Here is a 16,416-nt window from a genome sequence, read left to right on the forward strand (position 1 = left end):
GGTTCAGGCAGCCTCAGGTGTAGGCCTTGCCAGGAACTCGTCGATCGCCTGACGGATCAACCCGGAGCGTCCCGACTTGTCGTTCCCCGCGAGTTCGTCCCAACCGCCGTACAGCGGCCGCGGACAGTCGTACACCAGTCACGATCATCGGCACGCTCTCCGGGCTCGGCGCTGGCCCGAGGTCCGGACCGACAGCCGCATCGCGCAGCAGCTCCGAAATGTCTCCACCACCATCGAAGTACGCCAGCAGTTCCTCACGGCTCATCTCCGTCGGATGCCGGTGCACCGTCATCGCGTTCCCTCCATCCATTGCTTGACCTCCGCGGGGGTGGCCTGCCGTACCGCCAGGATCGCGTATCGGTGCTGCCGTCGGCGGCGGCCACGGCGGCAAGCCAAAGCCCACCATCGTGCTCGTGCACGGCGCGTGGGCCGACGGCTCGTCGTGGAACGCGGTCACCGAGCGGCTGGTACGCGACGGCTACCCCGTGCGGTTGCCGCCCCAACCCGCTGCGCGCCCTGTCCACGGACTGCGCCACGGTCGCCAGCTTCCTGGCCACCCTCACCGGCCCGATCGTCCTGGTTGGACATTCCTACAGCGGTGCGGTCATCACCAACGCCGCCACCGGCAACCCCAACGTGACGGCGTTCACGCTGGCCGGACCCGACTCGGCGCCCGCGGTCGACCCGTCGACAGTGTTCGACTTCGTGCCCTACCCGGGCGGGCCGCCCGGCGACGTCGGCCTCTACCTGAGGCGGAGCGTCTTTCTCACCTCGTTCGCCGACGGCGTGCCGAGGGCCGATGCGGAGCTGTTGTACGCCGGCCAGCGGCCGCTGACCGGATCATCCCGCCGCCACAGCAGCGTTTCATCGCGCGGCGCGCGAACGCTCGAACCATCGATGTCGAGCACGCCGTCCGCCGGACGACCTGAGACGTCACCGATCCAGCGGTCGCAGGCTGGCGGCGCGCACCTCGACGTAGCGGCCCTGCGGGTCGACGACCCGGCACAACTCCTTGCCGTCGACGAGCAGTACGACGGGCGTGCCCGCGGCGAGCACGCCGTCCGGGTCGTCGCCCGGCGACGACCCGGCGAAGCGGTACATCTCGTCGACGGCAAGGCGGTGGGTGAAGCGGTTGGGCGGTGGCTGGATGACGCGCGTCGGCGGGATCAGCGCCTCGTCGGGCAGGACCATCGCCTCCGGCCGCAGCACCCGGCCCGGCTCGTCAGCTTCCGTATCGTCGCCCACGCACGCAGCCTAGGAGTTTCGGAGGCTGTCCGACGGCAACGTGAACGGGATGACCGGCAGCACCACGCCGGTGTCGGTGGGTGCGGTGTGCGCGACGAGCGAACCCGCCTCGGCGAGCGCGAACAGGTTGGGCAGCTGGTACTCCTCGGCGGCTTCCAGGTCGACGGTGTAGCCGAGGTCGGCAAGGCTTGCCACGCTGAGCCGGCTCAAGGGGTTGCCCTTTTCGGCGATGAACCCGGACATCAGCTCGTTGTGGAACACGCTTTCTCGCCAATGGCCTTCCCGAGTGCCCGGGCCACCGGTATTCTCCACCGGCACCTGCGATCGTTTCCCGCTTCCGGTGAGCGCGAGATACTCCTTGATCGCGGCCTTTCCGGCGAATCTCGGGTTATCGGTGCCGGCACCCTTGATAAGGCGCTTGTGTCCCCATAGCGTCCCGATACCCAGTACGTGTCCCATTTCGTGGGTGATCACGTCGTTGAGCGTATCTTCGGCGGCCATCTTCGCCAGGTCGGCGGTATCAAAGGACATGATCCCCCGCGCCGGCAGGAATGCGGCGGCGCCCGCGCCGGCCGGCCGCAGGTGGGTGGGCCCGGCCTGGCCGAGGACCTTTCCCGGGCCGTCGATATCGGCGCCCTGTGCCAGGATGACGACGTCGTCGATGATCTCTCCAGCGAACGACACGGGTGGCAGGTCACCGACGATCACCTGTGTCCACCGGTCAGCGGCTGCGGCGAACGCCTGGCGCTCCCGCTCGTTGAGCCCGCCGAGAAATCGGACTTCGATGGTGAAAGGGGAGTCGGTCTCGGCGAGTGATTTGGCGCGAATCTCGTCCGCGCGCGCCTGATAGATCTCGAATTTGGCCATGGTGTCCTCCTGCTTACCGGCCTTCGTGAATCAGAGCACGTTAGGAAGCCGCCGCGCACGAATACATCGCATTTCGACCGTCCGGCGACGCCGTCGATCGTCCGCGTGAGCCGGCCGGAAATCTCCGCGATTAGCGGGGCGAATGGGCGACACTACGGTTAGCGGTCGCTGCCGCGTCCGGCCTGAGGGCAGGCGCGACAGGACCCGGGTGAGGAGGTGGGTGCACGATGCCAACCACACCGGACGAGAGACTGAGACGCTATCTGGAGCAGATCGTCCCGCAGCCGACTTTGGGGCAGATGCTGGAGGAGCAGCCCGACCACGAGTCTGTGCCGGCCGTGCCGACGGCACCCAGGGCACAGGTGCGACAGGCCCGCACCGCCGTGGAAAAACTCGCCGTCGGCCGCGAGCTGACCCCGGCCGAGCGGTTCACGCTCGAGGCCATCGTCCTCCCGGACCAGCGCCCGGCCATCGACATCGTCGACGGCGACTTCGCCGTCGACCATCCACTGTGGAGCCATTTCGCCGGCCAGGCCATCCGCGCGGTGCTGCGCCGAGTGATCACGTCGATCGGCCGGATCGAGCTGCCCGGGCACCCAACGCTGCCGTACGGCGGCACCGGCTTCGTCGTCGGTCCCGGCCTGCTCATGACCAACCGCCACGTCGCGGAGATCTTCGCGGCCGGCCTGGGCGCCGCCGGGCTGTCGTTCCGGCCGGGCCTCTCGGCCGGCGTCGACTTCCGGCGCGAGCGGGGGCGCGACGGCTCGCTGTTCCTCGCCGTGCGCCAGGTCGTGATGATCCATCCCTACTGGGACATGGCGCTGCTGCGCGTCGACGGCCTCACCGCGATGCAGGCGCCGATCCCGCTCTCGCTGCGCAGCCCCGAGGAGCTGGCCGGTCGCGACGTCGCTGTCATCGGCTACCCGGCCTTCGACCCGCGAAACGACGCGGAGGTGCAGCACACCGTCTTCGGCGGCGTGTACAATGTCAAACGGCTCCAGCCGGGCAAGCTCACCGGGTCCGGCCTGATCGCCAGCTTCGGCAAGAGCGTCACAGCCGCACTGCACGACAGCTCCACGCTGGGCGGCAACTCCGGCTCCGCGGTGATCGACGTGGCCACCGGGCACGTGGCGGCGGTCCACTTCGCCGGGCACTACCTCGTCACCAACTACGCCGTGCCGGCCCGCGAGCTGAGCCGTGACGCCCGGGTCGTTGACGCCGGCGTCGTCTTCGCCGCTGTCCCGCGGCCCGAGCCGGAGGTCTGGGCCGACTGGTGGGACATCGCCGACCCGCGCGAGGTGGCGACCACGACCACGACGGCGGCGCCGTCGCGAGACCGCGTCACCCTCCAGCCAGACGGTGCCGCCAGCACGACCGTCATCACCGTTCCGCTGGAGATCAGCGTGCGGATCGGCACGGCCGCGCCTGTGGCGCCGCCGCCTGGCGCCGTGGCGGCCGGAGCCGTGGTGGACGGGGCCCTGGAACGGGCGGTCGAGCCCACGCACGACCTCGACTACTCCAGCCGGCGCGGCTACGACCCCGACTTCCTCGGCGTCGCGGTGCCGCTGCCCAAGCCGACCAAGCCCAAGACTCTCGCCCGGCTGGACGACGGCGACCACGTTATCGCGTACCACCACTTCTCGCTGGCGATGCACAAGAGCCGGCGGCTGGCCATCTTCACCGCGTGCAACCTCGACGCCAGCCCGCAGCGCAAGCGGCCCGAGCCCGGCCGAGACTACACCCGCAAGGGCCTGGGCGGGCTCGGCGGAAACGACACCGAACGCTGGTTTACCGACCCCCGCATCCCGCAGATCCACCAGCTGCCCGACCGGTTCTTCGCCCGCGACCAGGGCGCGTTCGACCGCGGCCACCTGGTCCGCCGGGAGGACGTCGCCTGGGGGACCACCTACGATCAGGTCCGCACCGCCAACGGCGACAGCTTCCACACGACGAACTGCTCGCCGCAGGTCGCCGGGTTCAACCGTTCCGACGGCGCCGTCAACTGGGGAGCACTGGAAGATGTCGTCCAACGCCAGGCCGGCAAGGATCGACTCTCCATCATGGCCGGTCCGGTCCTGGCCGCTGGCGACCGCGTCTTCACCGGCGTCGACGACACCGGCGACGTCCAGGTCCAGATCCCCTCCGAGTACTGGAAGGTGGTCCTCGCCGCGGACGGCGACCGGCTGCAAGCCTTCGCTTTCGTCCTCGAGCAGGACCTCGCGGACGTACCTTTGGAGTTCGCGGTCGACGCGCCCTGGCGGCAACACATGATCGCCATCCGCGAGCTCGAGGCGAAGCTGGGCACGCTGCGCTTCCCCAAGGCGATGCACGACGCCGACCAGTCCGGCACCGAGCTCGGCGAGGCCGTGCGGGCCAGCGCCGCCCTCGACCTCGTCGCATCGTGAGGCCCGACCGGGTGTGGCGGCTCAGGAAACGGTGATTTATGGCCTCCGGGTCGTCGATCGTGACCAGCCCGTCGAACGGCGGCGCTTGCGAGACCGCCACGTAATGGTTGCCGAGGGTGACCGGATCGTCGAGCACCGCCGATCTGTCGGCGGCCACGAAAAGTGAACGGCAGCAAGACCCGCGACCCCGCCCGCGGCCCGGCGGCCGTGCACACCAGCGCCGTCTGACCCCCGGCCCGCACGGATGCTGCAGCCCACACCGCGCCACCGCCTGTATGCGGCGGAGGCTCGGCGGGTGAGCCCGCCAAGCCACCGCCACAGGAAGGACTACTGGTCGATGAAGATGCCAGCGCCGACACCGGCGCCGGTGGAGTCGTTGCCCGGATTGACCGTGGTGGCGTTGCCCCGGTGCGGGACACCGGGCACCACCGGCTCGCCGTCCACCTGGTAACTGTCGGTTCCGGCGCCGTCGAGGAACACACCCAGGCCCTGGTTGTTGCCGAAGCCGAGGCTGCCAGCCCGGGTGCTGGGGTTCTGGAACGGACCGGAGAACTGACCGGCGAACGCGCCGTGGTAGCTGTCGTCACCGGCGTCGTCGACGAACACTCCGATGGTGCCGGGCAGTACATTCGCGGTCCCCTGGGTGAACCGGGGATCCGGTCGCACAGGCCCTCACCCTCGTCGTCGCGTACCCCGCCTGCGCCCTCGGTCTGGTTGGGCGCCGCCGGGTTGATCGGCGCTGGCATGTAGAAGCCGTAGTCGTCGTTGCCCGCCTCGTCGCGCAGCAGCCCGAGGCCGCCGACGAGGGCGAAGCCCTGGCTGTTGCGGACGGCGGTGTAGTTGTCGTCGCCGCCGTCGTCGGAGAGGATGCCCACGCCGAAGACGTGCCCGGCACCGAGCGCACCGGTCTTGCCGGTGTAGGTGTCGGTGCTGGCACCCGCGTCGCGCAGCACGCCGACGCCCAGGAAGCCGGCGCCGCCGGTCATCATGCGCCGCACCAGGAGGTCGGTGGTGCAGCCGGTGTCGTGATCGGGCGTCTCCTTTACCCCGTACGTGTCGTTGCCCTGCAGGTCGAGCAGGACCGCGGCGGTGGGCACGCAGTCGGTGGCGGTCAGGCCGGGGATCGCCCGCTGGCAGCCGCGGGCCGGGCCGGTGCCGCGCAGCCCAGTCACTGCCGAGCCGGCGGGCGAGAAGTTCAGGTCGACCATGTTGCTGCCCACGTTGTTGCGGTACGTGTCCGCGCCACCATTGTCGATCAGCAGCAGATAGTCGTTGGGGTAGATGTTGTCATCACAGCCGCTCTCCAGCCGCAGCACCGGCCAAATGTCCAGACTGGGGGTACCGAGCGGGCTACATGTGGCCGCTGCTGCCATGGTGAGCTCCAACTCGCCGGTGCTGGCCCAGACGTCTTCGGCGCAGGAGCGCAACAAGGGCTGTACCGCCGGGTTCACGCCGGTGCCGTTGCCGACCAGCGCCGCCAAGCCTTCGGCCGGCACTCCAGCGAAGTGCGCTGCGGTGATCGTCTGACAGGCCAGTAGATCCTGTAGCAGGTTGGCCACCCGGCCGGCGATCTGCGGTGGCAACCCGGCCTGCTGGATCGCCACGGTCGGATCCTGAGGGAGACCCAACGCCGCGGAGAGCTGCCCGGTGGCCTGGATCAGCGCCTGGGTCGGCGCGCCGGGCAGCGGCTGGCTGATCGCGGAGACCGGTTCAAGCAGATCGGAGACGGGGCTGAGCTGGGCGCCCACCGCCGGGTTGGCCGCGGAGACCACGGACACCACGGTGCCGGACACGGCATGCGCAGGAGCCGCAGCGAGCATGACGAGGCCCATCACCGCGATGGACACCGCACGTGTGGATAACGACCATCTGAACATTTGCTATGCCTTCCCCTAATGACGCATTGTCCACCCAGGACCCGGCCGCTGGACGCCGACGGCGTCGCTGCACAAATGGTCAGGCCAGCCAAGCAACCAAACAAGATCGTGCCGGTCACCAGAGAACTGTGAGGTTTGCATTGATGGCGATGACATTTGTCATTCGCGCGGCGGCAGGCCCCGCATTACCGCGTCCACTCCTGCCGACATCGACATCGCAACGCGGCCGCACCGTGCAGATCGCGGCCTGTGCGTAAGACACTGGACGGCCCTGCGATAATGCAGGCATGCAGCATCTCGTTGCTACCGAGCGCCTAGGATGGCCCCGAGATCGGTGGTGGCATGCCCTCACGGCGGTTTTCGGAGAGACGCAGAGCCGGCTGCGCTACGACATCGAACCGGACAGTCCGACGGCCACCTGCCATCTCCAGCCTCGTGACGATGTCAACGCACTGTGCGGCTTTCCATGGGAGTGTCTGGTCCTTGTGCCTGGACAGCCTCCTTGGCGCGAACTCGCCCGTTGGCTGCGTTGCGACGAATGTGAGGACATGCTGGCATCCGCGGCCGACGCGCGGTCCGCGGCGGATGTGAGGTGATCGATGCGCGGCGAGGACCTGGGCGGCGGCTACGACTATCTCGGCAACGGTCCCGTCGCGACCGCAGGTGGTCCCGGTTGGACCATGCGAGCCGATCTTTTCGCGCGATGCGTCCGCTGCGGCGATCTCGTTCGATTTGGATCCCACGGAGTACGGCGCCTGTAGCTGCGGCGCCACTCCACCGGTTCATATGCGGACCGGATGCGAAGCATGCGATGTTGGATTCGAGATCGCAGACGCACTTGCGACCGCGCACACGGCTGGAGTACTGGACCGAGACGTGCGCCCCTCGAACCTTCTGGTCACCGAATTTGGCCAACGGCAGTGGCTGACTTCGGCCTGGCGGTGCTCATCGAAGGCCAACCTGCTGGAACAGGCCAAAGGCGGCGGCCTCTCACCTCCGCTCGAACCACAGCGCCTCACGGCGCAAACCGTCTCCGTGCCAGAGCCGTCAACTTGACAGCCCTGGCACGGACGGTGTTTCGGCACCCGCAAACTCGAGCGACGGTGATGGACGGGAGTCACGGGGTCTCGGGTCGGGTGGTGTCTTGATCAGCGATCAGACCCGACCCGACCGCAGAGCAGCACTATCTCGGCACGAGGTTGAATCGCTGGTTGGCTCCTCCGTGGCAGTCGTACAGCTGGATTTGTGCGCCGTTGGCCGTGCTCCAGACGTCCAGGCATCGTCCGGACTGCACGCCGCTGATGGTGCCGTTGGAGTTGACGTTCCACTGCTGGTTGGTTTGGCTGTGGCAGCTGTAGATCTGGACCGCCGCACCGTTGCCGGAACCGGCCGCGTCTAGGCACATGTTGCCGTACACCTGGAGTTGCTTGCCCGAGGTGTATGTCCAGGATTGGTTGGCTTGCCTGTTGCAGTCGTAGAGCTGTACCCGGGTGCCGTTGTTACGAGAGGCGTTTGGCACGTCGATACACCGGCCCGACTGGACACCGACGATCTCGCTCGCGGAACTGGGCGGAGTGGTGGGGGTGACCGGAGGCGTGGTCGGCGGGGTCGTCCCGGTGTTGGAGGGGTCGGCGTCGGCGTGCCGGTCGGCGGTGGGGTGGTGGGTGCGGCGCGGTCGAGGCCGAAGAATTGGATGGCGACGCGGGCCATGCCGCTCGATGGCAGGCTGTGGCCGGCGCCTTGGATGGCGTAGGCCTCGACCTGGGTGCCGAAGCGGCGGCGGTTCCAGTTGGCCTGCGGGGTGTCGGTGGAGGTGGGGGTTTGGCTGAGTCCGTGCACGTTGGTCCACTGCTCTATTGACTCTTGGAGCAGGGAGTACGGCACGAGGGTGTCGTTGGTGCCGTGCCACAGCTGGATCGGCGGACGAGCGCCGGTGTAGCCGGGGTAGGCGCCGCGGACCAGGTCACCCCACTGCTGCGGGGTTTTATTCATGCTGCCGTTGGTGCACGGGCCGCCGGGCGGGTAGGCGGCGGCGTTGTCGAAGCAGCCGAATGGGACGCCCATGAACGACGCGCCGGCTTTGAACAGGTCGGGGTAGACGGCCAGCATGTGCTGGGTCATCATGCCGCCGGACGAGCTGCCGGTGGCGTAGACCCGGTTGATGTCCCCGCCGTACTGGGTGCGGGCGTAGTTGACCATCGACTCGATGGAGACGGGGTCGCTGCCGCCGCCGCGCCGCTTGGACGCGGCCGACCAGGTGTCGAAGCACTTGCCGAAGCCGGCTTCCTGCATGGCGGACGGGTAGATGACGATGAAGCCGTACTGGTTCGACAGCGAGCCGAACTCGCTGCCGGAGTAGAAGCCGGGGCCCGAGCCGCCGCAGCCGTGCATGGCGACCACGATCGCCGGGTTAGCGGGACGGTTGTCCGGCACGTAGATGTGCATGCGCATGCCGCCGGGATTGTTGCCGAAGTTGGTCACCTCGACCAGGGACGCGGCGGACGCGGGCGAGGACAGGGCGACAGTACCTACGGCGAGGAGCAGGAAGCCGGCCAATCCAGCCAGCGCCGCCCTGGTTTGTTTCATGACACCTCCATAGATAGACGTTGATGCAACACTAGGCACTCTGCTGACGATCGTCAATCAGATGCCCAACGTTCTCGCCCAGAAGATGCGGATCCGCGCGACGAACCGGCCCGGCTCGGACCTACCGAGCCGGGCCGGGATGGATCAGCTGACGGCGCCGGTCGGGTCACGGGCTGGCGCAGGTGAGGGACGGGGGATGCGGGGCGTGACCTCGCCCTGAAACCGCCCGGCCACGAGTTGGTCGTCCGGTCACGTGGCATTGGATCCGGGCGGGCCCGGCCCTACGCCGGGCCCGCCCGTTTCAGTCCGGCCCGTTTCAGGTGCGTTGGACCTCGCCCCGCGGCTTGTAGTCCTGCACACCCTCGAACAGGTTGTTCGCCGGATCAGTCATGATCATTATGTGCGGGGCACGAGGTTGAATCGCTGGTTGGCTCCTCCGTGGCAGTCGTACAGCTGGATTTGTGCGCCGTTGGCCGTGCTCCAGACGTCCAGGCATCGTCCGGACTGCACGCCGCTGATGGTGCCGTTGGAGTTGACGTTCCACTGCTGGTTGGTTTGGCTGTGGCAGCTGTAGATCTGGACCGCCGCACCGTTGCCGGAACCGGCCGCGTCTAGGCACATGTTGCCGTACACCTGGAGTTGCTTGCCCGAGGTGTATGTCCAGGATTGGTTGGCTTGCCTGTTGCAGTCGTAGAGCTGTACCCGGGTGCCGTTGTTACGAGAGGCGTTTGGCACGTCGATACACCGGCCCGACTGGACACCGACGATCTCGCTCGCGGAACTGGGCGGAGTGGTGGGGGTGACCGGAGGCGTGGTCGGCGGGGTCGTCCCGGTGTTGGAGGGGGTCGGCGCCGGTGGCAGCAGCGGGCAGGTGCTGCGGTAGGTGACCACGCCGCTGGAGTCCAGCAGCGGGCAGAGGAACTGGCTGTACCGGGTGTCGTTGTCGATGAACATTTTGACGAACGGCAGCATGGTGCGGATCATTACCGGGTTTGACCGTCCGACCATGAACCCGTGATCCGCGCCGGCGACCTCCAGGTAGACGCTTTCCGTCGTGGCCGGGAGGCTGTTGTACAGGCCGGTAGCGTAGGACGGGGTGACTACCGTGTCCGCCTGCCCGGAGAAGACCATCGTGGGTACTCGGTCGTTGGCCAGGTTCGACGATGGCGAGTACGGCGCGATGCCGACCACTGCCTTCAACGACGAGCGCCGGATGGCTGCGCTCAGCGCCCCACCGCCGCCCATGGAGTGGCCAGAGACGGCGAGTCGGTTGGGGTCGACCCGGTCGCGTACCGGGCTCTGCTGCGTCAGGTAGTCCAGCGCCGCGAGCAGCTGGGTGCCTCGGGCCGTATCGAAGTCGTTACGGCTGTTGGTCTCGATGCCGATCACGACGAAGCCGTGCGAGGCCAGCCACGGCCCCATCCAGGCCAGTTCGGCGGAGAACAACGCGGTGTAGCCCGGCGAGATCGCGATGGCTCCGAAGGTGCCCTGGCTGGTGTCGGTCGGGTAGTAGATCCTGCCGCCGTTGAAGCCGTACCCGGTCGGGACGCTCACCGACGTGTTGGCGAAAGGCCCGTTCACGGCCGCGACACTGGTCCGGGTGGGGTCCGGACCCCGCTGGTACGGGTTGTCGGCGGCCGACGCCGACCCGGTCGTCACCGCCATGGTGAACAGGCCGAGGGTGACCGCGACCCCGGCCACGGCGAGCTTGAGCAGCCGTCCTCGGAGGCCGAGGAACATTCGGTCAGTGTGGGTATCCCGGGGGGCGGGGGTGGTATGTGTGGCCTCGCATTTGTCGGTACCTCCGGTGCCGCGGGTGAGTGAGGAGCGGGCGGGCTCGGGTTGTGCCGAGCCCGCCGGGTTGTCCGATCGTCAGCGCTGCAGAGTGAGCAGGCCGGGCCGGTAGGGCAGCAAGCCGTAGTCCCCGCCGGAGTTGGGGGACCGTCCCTGGTAGAGCAGTTGCAGGTTGCAGGGGTCAACGGTCATGGTCTGGTCGGCGTTGCTGCGGATCAGCTCGCCGTGGCTGATGTCGTTGGTCCAGGTCGCGCCGCTGTTGGCCTTGCCCGCGAACGGGTTGCTTTCGGACGTGGCCTGCGCGGTCCACGAGCCACCCAGGCTGGTGGCCGTGAACGAACGGAAGTAGCGGCCCTGGGAGCCGATCGCCTCGACGATCATCAGATACCGGTTCTGGCCCTGGAGCTTGTAGACCTGCACGCCTTCGAACAGGTTGTTGGTCGTGTCGGTCATGATCGTCGTGTAGTTGGAGCCGAAGCTGCCGGGGAAGTTCCCGATCGGCATGCTGGACCGGTAGATCCGGCCGTTGTCCCGGCGAAGAAGAGGTACATGTTCTGGTCATCGCCGATGAGTGCCTGGTCGATGGGTCCGGTGCCGGAGTCGGAGATACTCGCGGTGGACAGCGTCTGTTGGGCCGACCATCCGTTCGCGTTCGTGGGGTTGCTCGACGTGCGGTAGGAGAAGGCGGTCCCACCCCACTGGTAGGCAAGCACCCAGATGTTGCGCGGCGCGAAGTAGAACAGCGACGGCGCCACGGTGGCGGAGGACATGGCGTTCTGGCTGGCCGAGCCCATCTGGTTCCAGTCCGAGAAGAGGCCGAAGTTCATCGACCCCCACGTCGTTCCGGTGTCGTGCGTGGTGCCGTAGACCAGATGCTGGCCGTTGTAGGGGGCGTAGGTGAAGTCCTTCAGCGACACCCACCCCGACCGCGGCTGCGCCAACGCACCCGTCGAGCTCCAGCGGTACGACGACGGCAAATTGCACGTCCCGCCTGTCGGCGTCGGGCTCGGCGTGGCAGTGGCCGTCGGCGGGGCCGTCGTGGGCGGCGGTTGGGTGGAACCGCCGAGGGACCTGAGCGTGAACTGCTGGTTGGTTTGCCCGTGGCAGTCGTACAGCTGGATCTGTGCGCCGTTGGCCGTGCTCCAGACGTCCAGGCATCGTCCGGACTGCACGCCGCTGATGGTGCCGTTGGAGTTGACGTTCCACTGCTGGTTGGTTTGGCTGTGGCAGCTGTAGATCTGGACCGCCGCACCGTTGCCGGAACCGGCCGCGTCCAGGCACATGTTGCCGTACACCTGGAGTTGCTTGCCCGAGGTGTATGTCCAGGATTGGTTGGCTTGCCTGTTGCAGTCGTAGAGCTGCACCCGGGTGCCGTTGCTCTGTGAGGCGTTGGGTACGTCGATACACCGACCCGACTGGACACCAACGATCTCGCTCGCGGAACTGGGCGGAGCGGTGGGTCCCGGCGTGGTGGGGTTGGGCCCCGGCGTGGTCGGGTTGGGGGTTGCGCTGTTCAGCGCGTCCAGCGTGGAGTTGTACGCGGCCTTCTTGTTGCCGTTGCAATCGAACAGCAGCGGGGTGCCGCTGGATCGCCACGAGTCGCAGTCCCGCACGCCCCACACGGTCACGCCGTTGCAGCGGGCCACCGCCAGGCAGTCGTTGACCACGGTGCGGTACGTATTGGCCTGCGTCGTGCCGGAACCCTCGATGTCCAACTCGGTGACCTGCACGTCGACGCCGAGCGCCGCGAAACTGGACAACGTGGTGCGGTAGTTGCTGTCATACGGTGAGTTGGCGTTGAAGTGCGACTGGAACCCGACGCAGTCGATCGGCACGCCACGCTGCTTGAAGTCGCGCACCATGTTGTAGACCGCCTGGGTCTTGGCCCAGGTCCAGTTGTCGGTGTTGTAGTCGTTGTAGCAGAGCTTCGCGCTCGGGTCCGCCGCGTCGGCGGCCCGGAACGCGGCCTCGATCCAGTCGTTGCCGGTGCGCTGCAGGTTCGAGTCACGCCGCGCACCGCTGTTACCGTCGGCGAACGCCTCGTTCACTACATCCCAGGAGTCGATCTTGCCGCGGTAGTAGGTGGCCACCCGGGTGACGTGGTTGAGCATCGCGTTGCGCAGCGTGGTGCCGGACATGTTCTGCATCCAGCCCGGCTGCTGCGAGTGCCAGGCCAGAGTGTGCCCGCGTACTTTCCAGCCCCGGCTGATCGCATGGTTGACGATCCGGTCCGCGTTGCCGAACGTAAAGTTGTTCTGCTGCGGCTCGGTCGCATCGATCTTCATCTCGTTCTCAGCGGTGACACTGTTGAACTCGCGGTTCAGGATCGTGGTGTACGCGCTGTCGCCGAGCTTTCCACCCGCGACGGCGGCGCCGAAGTACCGGCTCGACTGGGCCGCAGCCGCGCCCAGAGTGGACTCGGCGGCATGCGCGAGATTGGGAAGCAGGGACACGGCGAGAGCCACAACGACCGCGGCGACCCCGAAAACTGACGGCGTTCGAAGCCGACGCCCGGCGGGATGGGTTCGGGAGACCATACGGATCCTCCAACGATTGCGATAAGCAGGCTTTCTTCTACAAGTCGGGCAAACCGAGCTACCGGTGAGTGATCCAGTTGCCACAGCCCGCGGGTTGCGGCTAAGAGCGCTGGGCTTTTCGGTCGGTCGAGGCACACCTCCGAGCGATGGGGTTGATCGGCGGGCATGGCCGTCTCGACCCACGACCGTCGGCGTGAGTCGAGGCGGCGCTAACGATGGGGCTTGAGGCGGCCTGTGGGGTCAGCGATGAGCCGAGATCGTGTTAACGCTCACATTCATCGATGTCTCCAGGGTTTCAAAAACTTGCGGGAATATCAAGCGATAGTTTCAGCCCGTGACCGATAGTTTCGGTGTCGTTGCAGAAGCCGGCCCACAGCCGACCAGGCCGTAACTCTTCACCTGACCGCCGACCATGATCGATCCATCGGCGAGTGGCAGCATGTTGTACCCGCTGGCGAACGCGCTGCGACGGCCCGGGCTGTCCCGTGTCCCCGTGAACAGCAGCAGGTTGTAGCCGGCTTCCTCGATGCCGACGAGGAACTTGAAGTAGAAGTCGCGGCTCTCACTCGGGTGGAGCCGCTGGTTGGCGAAGGACGGCTCGTCGTCGGGGCGGTGAAGGGGTGCGGTTCTGTGATCGCTGCGCCGAGGTGACGACAACGGCGCAGCGCTGGTACGAGCGCGGTCAAGCTGCGGTCCAGGGCTGGAGCCTGCCGGTCGCCGGCCTGGTTGTGGCCACGGTCTGGTTCGTCGCCACCTCGAACGCTACACTCTTATCGTTGATCGGCGATAGACGATGAGGTTTCGGGTAGATGAGTACAGCGCAGACAGCCGAGCTGTTGGACCGCGAGGTGGCGGAGCGGTATGCGTCCTGGTTCCGGGCCTTGGCGGACCCGAGCCGGGTGCAGATCGTGGAGTACCTGGCCCGGCAGGACCGGCCGATGCCGGTCGGCGAGATCGTCGCCGCGGTCGGTCTGGCGCAGTCGACCGTGTCGCAGCACCTGAAGATCCTGGCCGAGGTGCGGTTCGTGCTGGTCGAGCCGGTCGGCAACGCCCGGCACTACCGGATCAACGGCAACTGCATCCAGTGCTTCCCGTCCGCCGCCGACGTCGTGATGGGCAACCCGGCGCCCGCCCCTCCGGCGGAGGCGTGCGGATGAAGATCCGACCCATGGGCGAGGCGGACGCCGCCGCCGTTCTGCGCATCTACCAGGCTGGCATGGACTACGGCCATGCCAGCTTCGAGTCGGTGGCGCCGTCCTGGTCGGCGTTCGACGCGAGCAAGCTGCCCGAGCACCGGTATGTCGCGGTCGACGACCACGACACCGTGCTCGGCTGGGTCACCGTCTCGGCCGTGTCCAGCCGTCGCGTGTACGCGGGCGTGGTCGAACACTCCGTTTACGTCGACCCGGCCGCGCAGCGCTGCGGCGTCGGCCGCGTGCTGCTGGAAGCCCTGATCGCGTCGACCGAGGCGGCGGGGATCTGGACCATCCAGTCCGGCGTGTTTCCGGAGAACACCGCGAGCCTGGCCTTGCACCGGCGGGCCGGCTTCCGCGTGGTCGGCGTCCGGGAGCGGATCGGCCAGCACGCCATGCACGGCGGCTGGTGGCGCGATGTCGTGCTCATCGAACGCCGCAGCCCACACATCACCTAAACAAGACTCATCCAGGGCATCACCGAGATAGGAGCACCACTGTGGACACCAATCTGCCGGTCGTGGTCATCGGCGCCGGCCCGGTCGGGTTGGCCGCCGCCGCCCACCTGCACGAGCGCGGCCTGCCCTTCACCGTCCTGGAAGCGGGAGACGGGCCGGCCGCGTCGGTCAGGCAGTGGGGGCACGTGCGGCTGTTCTCGCCCTGGCGGTACAACATCGACACCGCGGCCCGCCGCCTGCTGACTGAGCAAGAGTGGGTCGAGCCCGACCCGGACGTGCTGCCGACCGGCGCCCACCTGGCCGCCGACTACCTGCAGCCCCTGGCCGACCTGCCCGCCCTCAAGCCACACGTGCGCTACGGCGCCCAGGTCGTCGCCGTCACCCGCCAGGGCATGGACCGCGTCCGCACCGCCGGCCGCGAGACAGCGCCGTTCCTGATTCGCCTCACCGACGGGCAGGAGCTGCTAGCCCGAGCCGTAATCGACGCCTCCGGCACCTGGACCACCCCGAACGTCCTCGGCGCCTCCGGCATCCCCGCCCACGGGGAAACGAACGCCGCCCCGTACATCGAGCAGGCCCTACCGGACGTGCTCGGCACCGAACGGGACCGGTTCGCCGGCCGCCGCACTCTGGTCGCCGGCGCCGGCCACTCCGCCGCCAACACCCTGCTCGCATTGGCCGACCTCGCCGTCCAGGAGCCCGGCACCTCCGTGCTCTGGGCGATCCGCTCGGCCAGCCCGGCCCGCACCTACGGCGGCGAGACCGCCGACGCCCTACCAGCCCGCGGCGCACTGGGCAGCCGGCTACGCGCGCACGTCGAGTCCGGCGCGGTCGAACTCGTGACCGGGTTCGCCATCCACTCCCTGGCCCCCGACGGTGACCGCGTGGCCGTGTCCGACGGCACCCGGACCTACACAGTGGACCGGATCGTCGCCGCGACCGGCTTCCGTCCCGATCACGGCCTCACCAGCGAGCTGCGCCTGGACCTGGACCCGATCCTCGGCTCCACCCGCGCGCTCGCGCCGCTGATCGACCCGAACCTGCACTCCTGCGGCACCGTTCCGCCGCACGGCGTCGACGAACTGGCCCACCCCGAGCCCGGCTTCTACGCGATCGGGGTCAAGAGCTACGGCCGCGCCCCGACGTTCCTGATGGCCACCGGCTACGAGCAGGCCCGCTCGGTCGTCGCTGCTCTGGCCGGCGACTGGGACGCGGCCCGCGACGTGCGGCTGGACCTGCCCGAGACCGGAGTGTGCAACAGCAACCCGACCGCCGACAGCGACCGCATCGACGCCGACGCCGGCGGCTGCTGCGGCACCCTCGCCGCGGCGCCGTCCGGGCGCGGTCTGGCGACCGGGATCAGCGGCGGTCTGCTCACCGCGCCGCTGACGCTGCTGCCCGTCCTCGGGCAGGACAGTGTGGACGGGCAGCATGGCGGCGGGTGCGCCTGCTGA

The 16,416-nt window shown here is 68.2% G+C and carries 11 protein-coding genes and 2 pseudogenes; 5 read left to right on the forward strand and 8 right to left on the reverse strand.

The window, feature by feature from the left end; genetic code table 11:
* Positions 1–743 precede the first annotated feature (743 nt).
* From Phou_RS29255 to Phou_RS29265, 3 genes are read right to left on the reverse strand one after another with little or no spacing between them, the layout of a single operon-like run.
* Positions 744–908, reverse strand: a complete 165-nt coding sequence (locus Phou_RS29255) for a hypothetical protein (protein WP_173061634.1) — start codon at positions 906–908, stop codon at positions 744–746.
* A gap of 25 nt (positions 909–933) precedes the next feature.
* Entirely contained in the window at positions 934–1,245 is a 312-nt protein-coding gene (locus Phou_RS29260) for a hypothetical protein (RefSeq protein WP_218579250.1), read from the reverse strand.
* A gap of 9 nt (positions 1,246–1,254) precedes the next feature.
* A complete protein-coding gene (locus Phou_RS29265; protein WP_173061637.1) occupies positions 1,255–2,112 on the reverse strand; it encodes a leishmanolysin-related zinc metalloendopeptidase in 858 nt (285 codons plus the stop codon).
* 227 nt (positions 2,113–2,339) lie between these two features.
* Here Phou_RS29265 and Phou_RS29270 point away from each other — a divergent pair, with 227 nt between their 5' ends.
* Complete coding sequence (locus tag Phou_RS29270) at positions 2,340–4,517, forward strand: DNA/RNA non-specific endonuclease (protein ID WP_173061640.1); 2,178 nt, start codon at positions 2,340–2,342, stop codon at positions 4,515–4,517.
* A 327-nt stretch (positions 4,518–4,844) separates the two neighbouring features.
* Here the strand turns inward: Phou_RS29270 and Phou_RS29275 are convergent, their stop codons facing one another.
* Positions 4,845–5,183, reverse strand: coding sequence for a hypothetical protein (locus Phou_RS29275; RefSeq protein WP_173061643.1), 339 nt, complete (start codon positions 5,181–5,183; stop codon positions 4,845–4,847).
* Between the two features lie 657 nt (positions 5,184–5,840).
* Between Phou_RS29275 and Phou_RS29280 the strand changes: the two genes are divergently transcribed.
* Positions 5,841–6,044 (forward strand): hypothetical protein, encoded by a 204-nt coding sequence (locus Phou_RS29280; RefSeq protein ID WP_173061646.1) that lies wholly within the window; start codon positions 5,841–5,843, stop codon positions 6,042–6,044.
* Positions 6,045–7,577: 1,533 nt separating this feature from the next.
* Here the strand turns inward: Phou_RS29280 and Phou_RS29285 are convergent.
* The 4 genes and pseudogenes from Phou_RS29285 to Phou_RS29300 all read right to left on the reverse strand — a co-directional run bounded on the left by Phou_RS29285 (position 7,578) and on the right by Phou_RS29300 (position 13,968).
* Positions 7,578–8,980: pseudogene (locus tag Phou_RS29285) on the reverse strand (extracellular catalytic domain type 1 short-chain-length polyhydroxyalkanoate depolymerase).
* Between the two features lie 396 nt (positions 8,981–9,376).
* On the reverse strand, positions 9,377–10,720 hold the full coding sequence (locus tag Phou_RS29290; protein ID WP_173061649.1) for a poly(ethylene terephthalate) hydrolase family protein: 1,344 nt from the start codon (positions 10,718–10,720) through the stop codon (positions 9,377–9,379).
* 132 nt (positions 10,721–10,852) lie between these two features.
* Positions 10,853–13,311 (reverse strand): annotated as a pseudogene (locus tag Phou_RS29295) (non-reducing end alpha-L-arabinofuranosidase family hydrolase).
* A gap of 327 nt (positions 13,312–13,638) precedes the next feature.
* On the reverse strand, positions 13,639–13,968 hold the full coding sequence (locus Phou_RS29300; protein ID WP_173061652.1) for a hypothetical protein: 330 nt from the start codon (positions 13,966–13,968) through the stop codon (positions 13,639–13,641).
* A 152-nt stretch (positions 13,969–14,120) separates the two neighbouring features.
* Here Phou_RS29300 and Phou_RS29305 point away from each other — a divergent pair, with 152 nt between their 5' ends.
* From Phou_RS29305 to Phou_RS29315, 3 genes are read left to right on the forward strand one after another with little or no spacing between them, the layout of a single operon-like run.
* Complete coding sequence (locus Phou_RS29305) at positions 14,121–14,468, forward strand: ArsR/SmtB family transcription factor (RefSeq protein WP_173061655.1); 348 nt, start codon at positions 14,121–14,123, stop codon at positions 14,466–14,468.
* Positions 14,465–14,962 (forward strand): GNAT family N-acetyltransferase, encoded by a 498-nt coding sequence (locus Phou_RS29310; protein WP_173061658.1) that lies wholly within the window; start codon positions 14,465–14,467, stop codon positions 14,960–14,962. Before Phou_RS29305 ends, Phou_RS29310 begins: the two co-directional genes overlap by 4 nt.
* A 41-nt stretch (positions 14,963–15,003) precedes the next feature.
* A complete protein-coding gene (locus tag Phou_RS29315) occupies positions 15,004–16,416 on the forward strand; it encodes an FAD-dependent oxidoreductase (RefSeq protein WP_173061660.1) in 1,413 nt (470 codons plus the stop codon).

This window comes from Phytohabitans houttuyneae (assembly GCF_011764425.1).
Taxonomy (GTDB): domain Bacteria; phylum Actinomycetota; class Actinomycetes; order Mycobacteriales; family Micromonosporaceae; genus Phytohabitans; species Phytohabitans houttuyneae.

Coding starts and splice junctions, on each gene's coding strand:
- Phou_RS29265 (WP_173061637.1), bottom strand. CDS start 2,112: ATGGCCAAATTCGAGATCTATCAGGCGCGCGCGGACGAGATTCGCGCC.
- Phou_RS29270 (WP_173061640.1), top strand. CDS start 2,340: ATGCCAACCACACCGGACGAGAGACTGAGACGCTATCTGGAGCAGATC.
- Phou_RS29280 (WP_173061646.1), top strand. CDS start 5,841: ATGTCCAGACTGGGGGTACCGAGCGGGCTACATGTGGCCGCTGCTGCC.
- Phou_RS29290 (WP_173061649.1), bottom strand. CDS start 10,720: ATGTTCCTCGGCCTCCGAGGACGGCTGCTCAAGCTCGCCGTGGCCGGG.
- Phou_RS29305 (WP_173061655.1), top strand. CDS start 14,121: ATGAGTACAGCGCAGACAGCCGAGCTGTTGGACCGCGAGGTGGCGGAG.
- Phou_RS29310 (WP_173061658.1), top strand. CDS start 14,465: ATGAAGATCCGACCCATGGGCGAGGCGGACGCCGCCGCCGTTCTGCGC.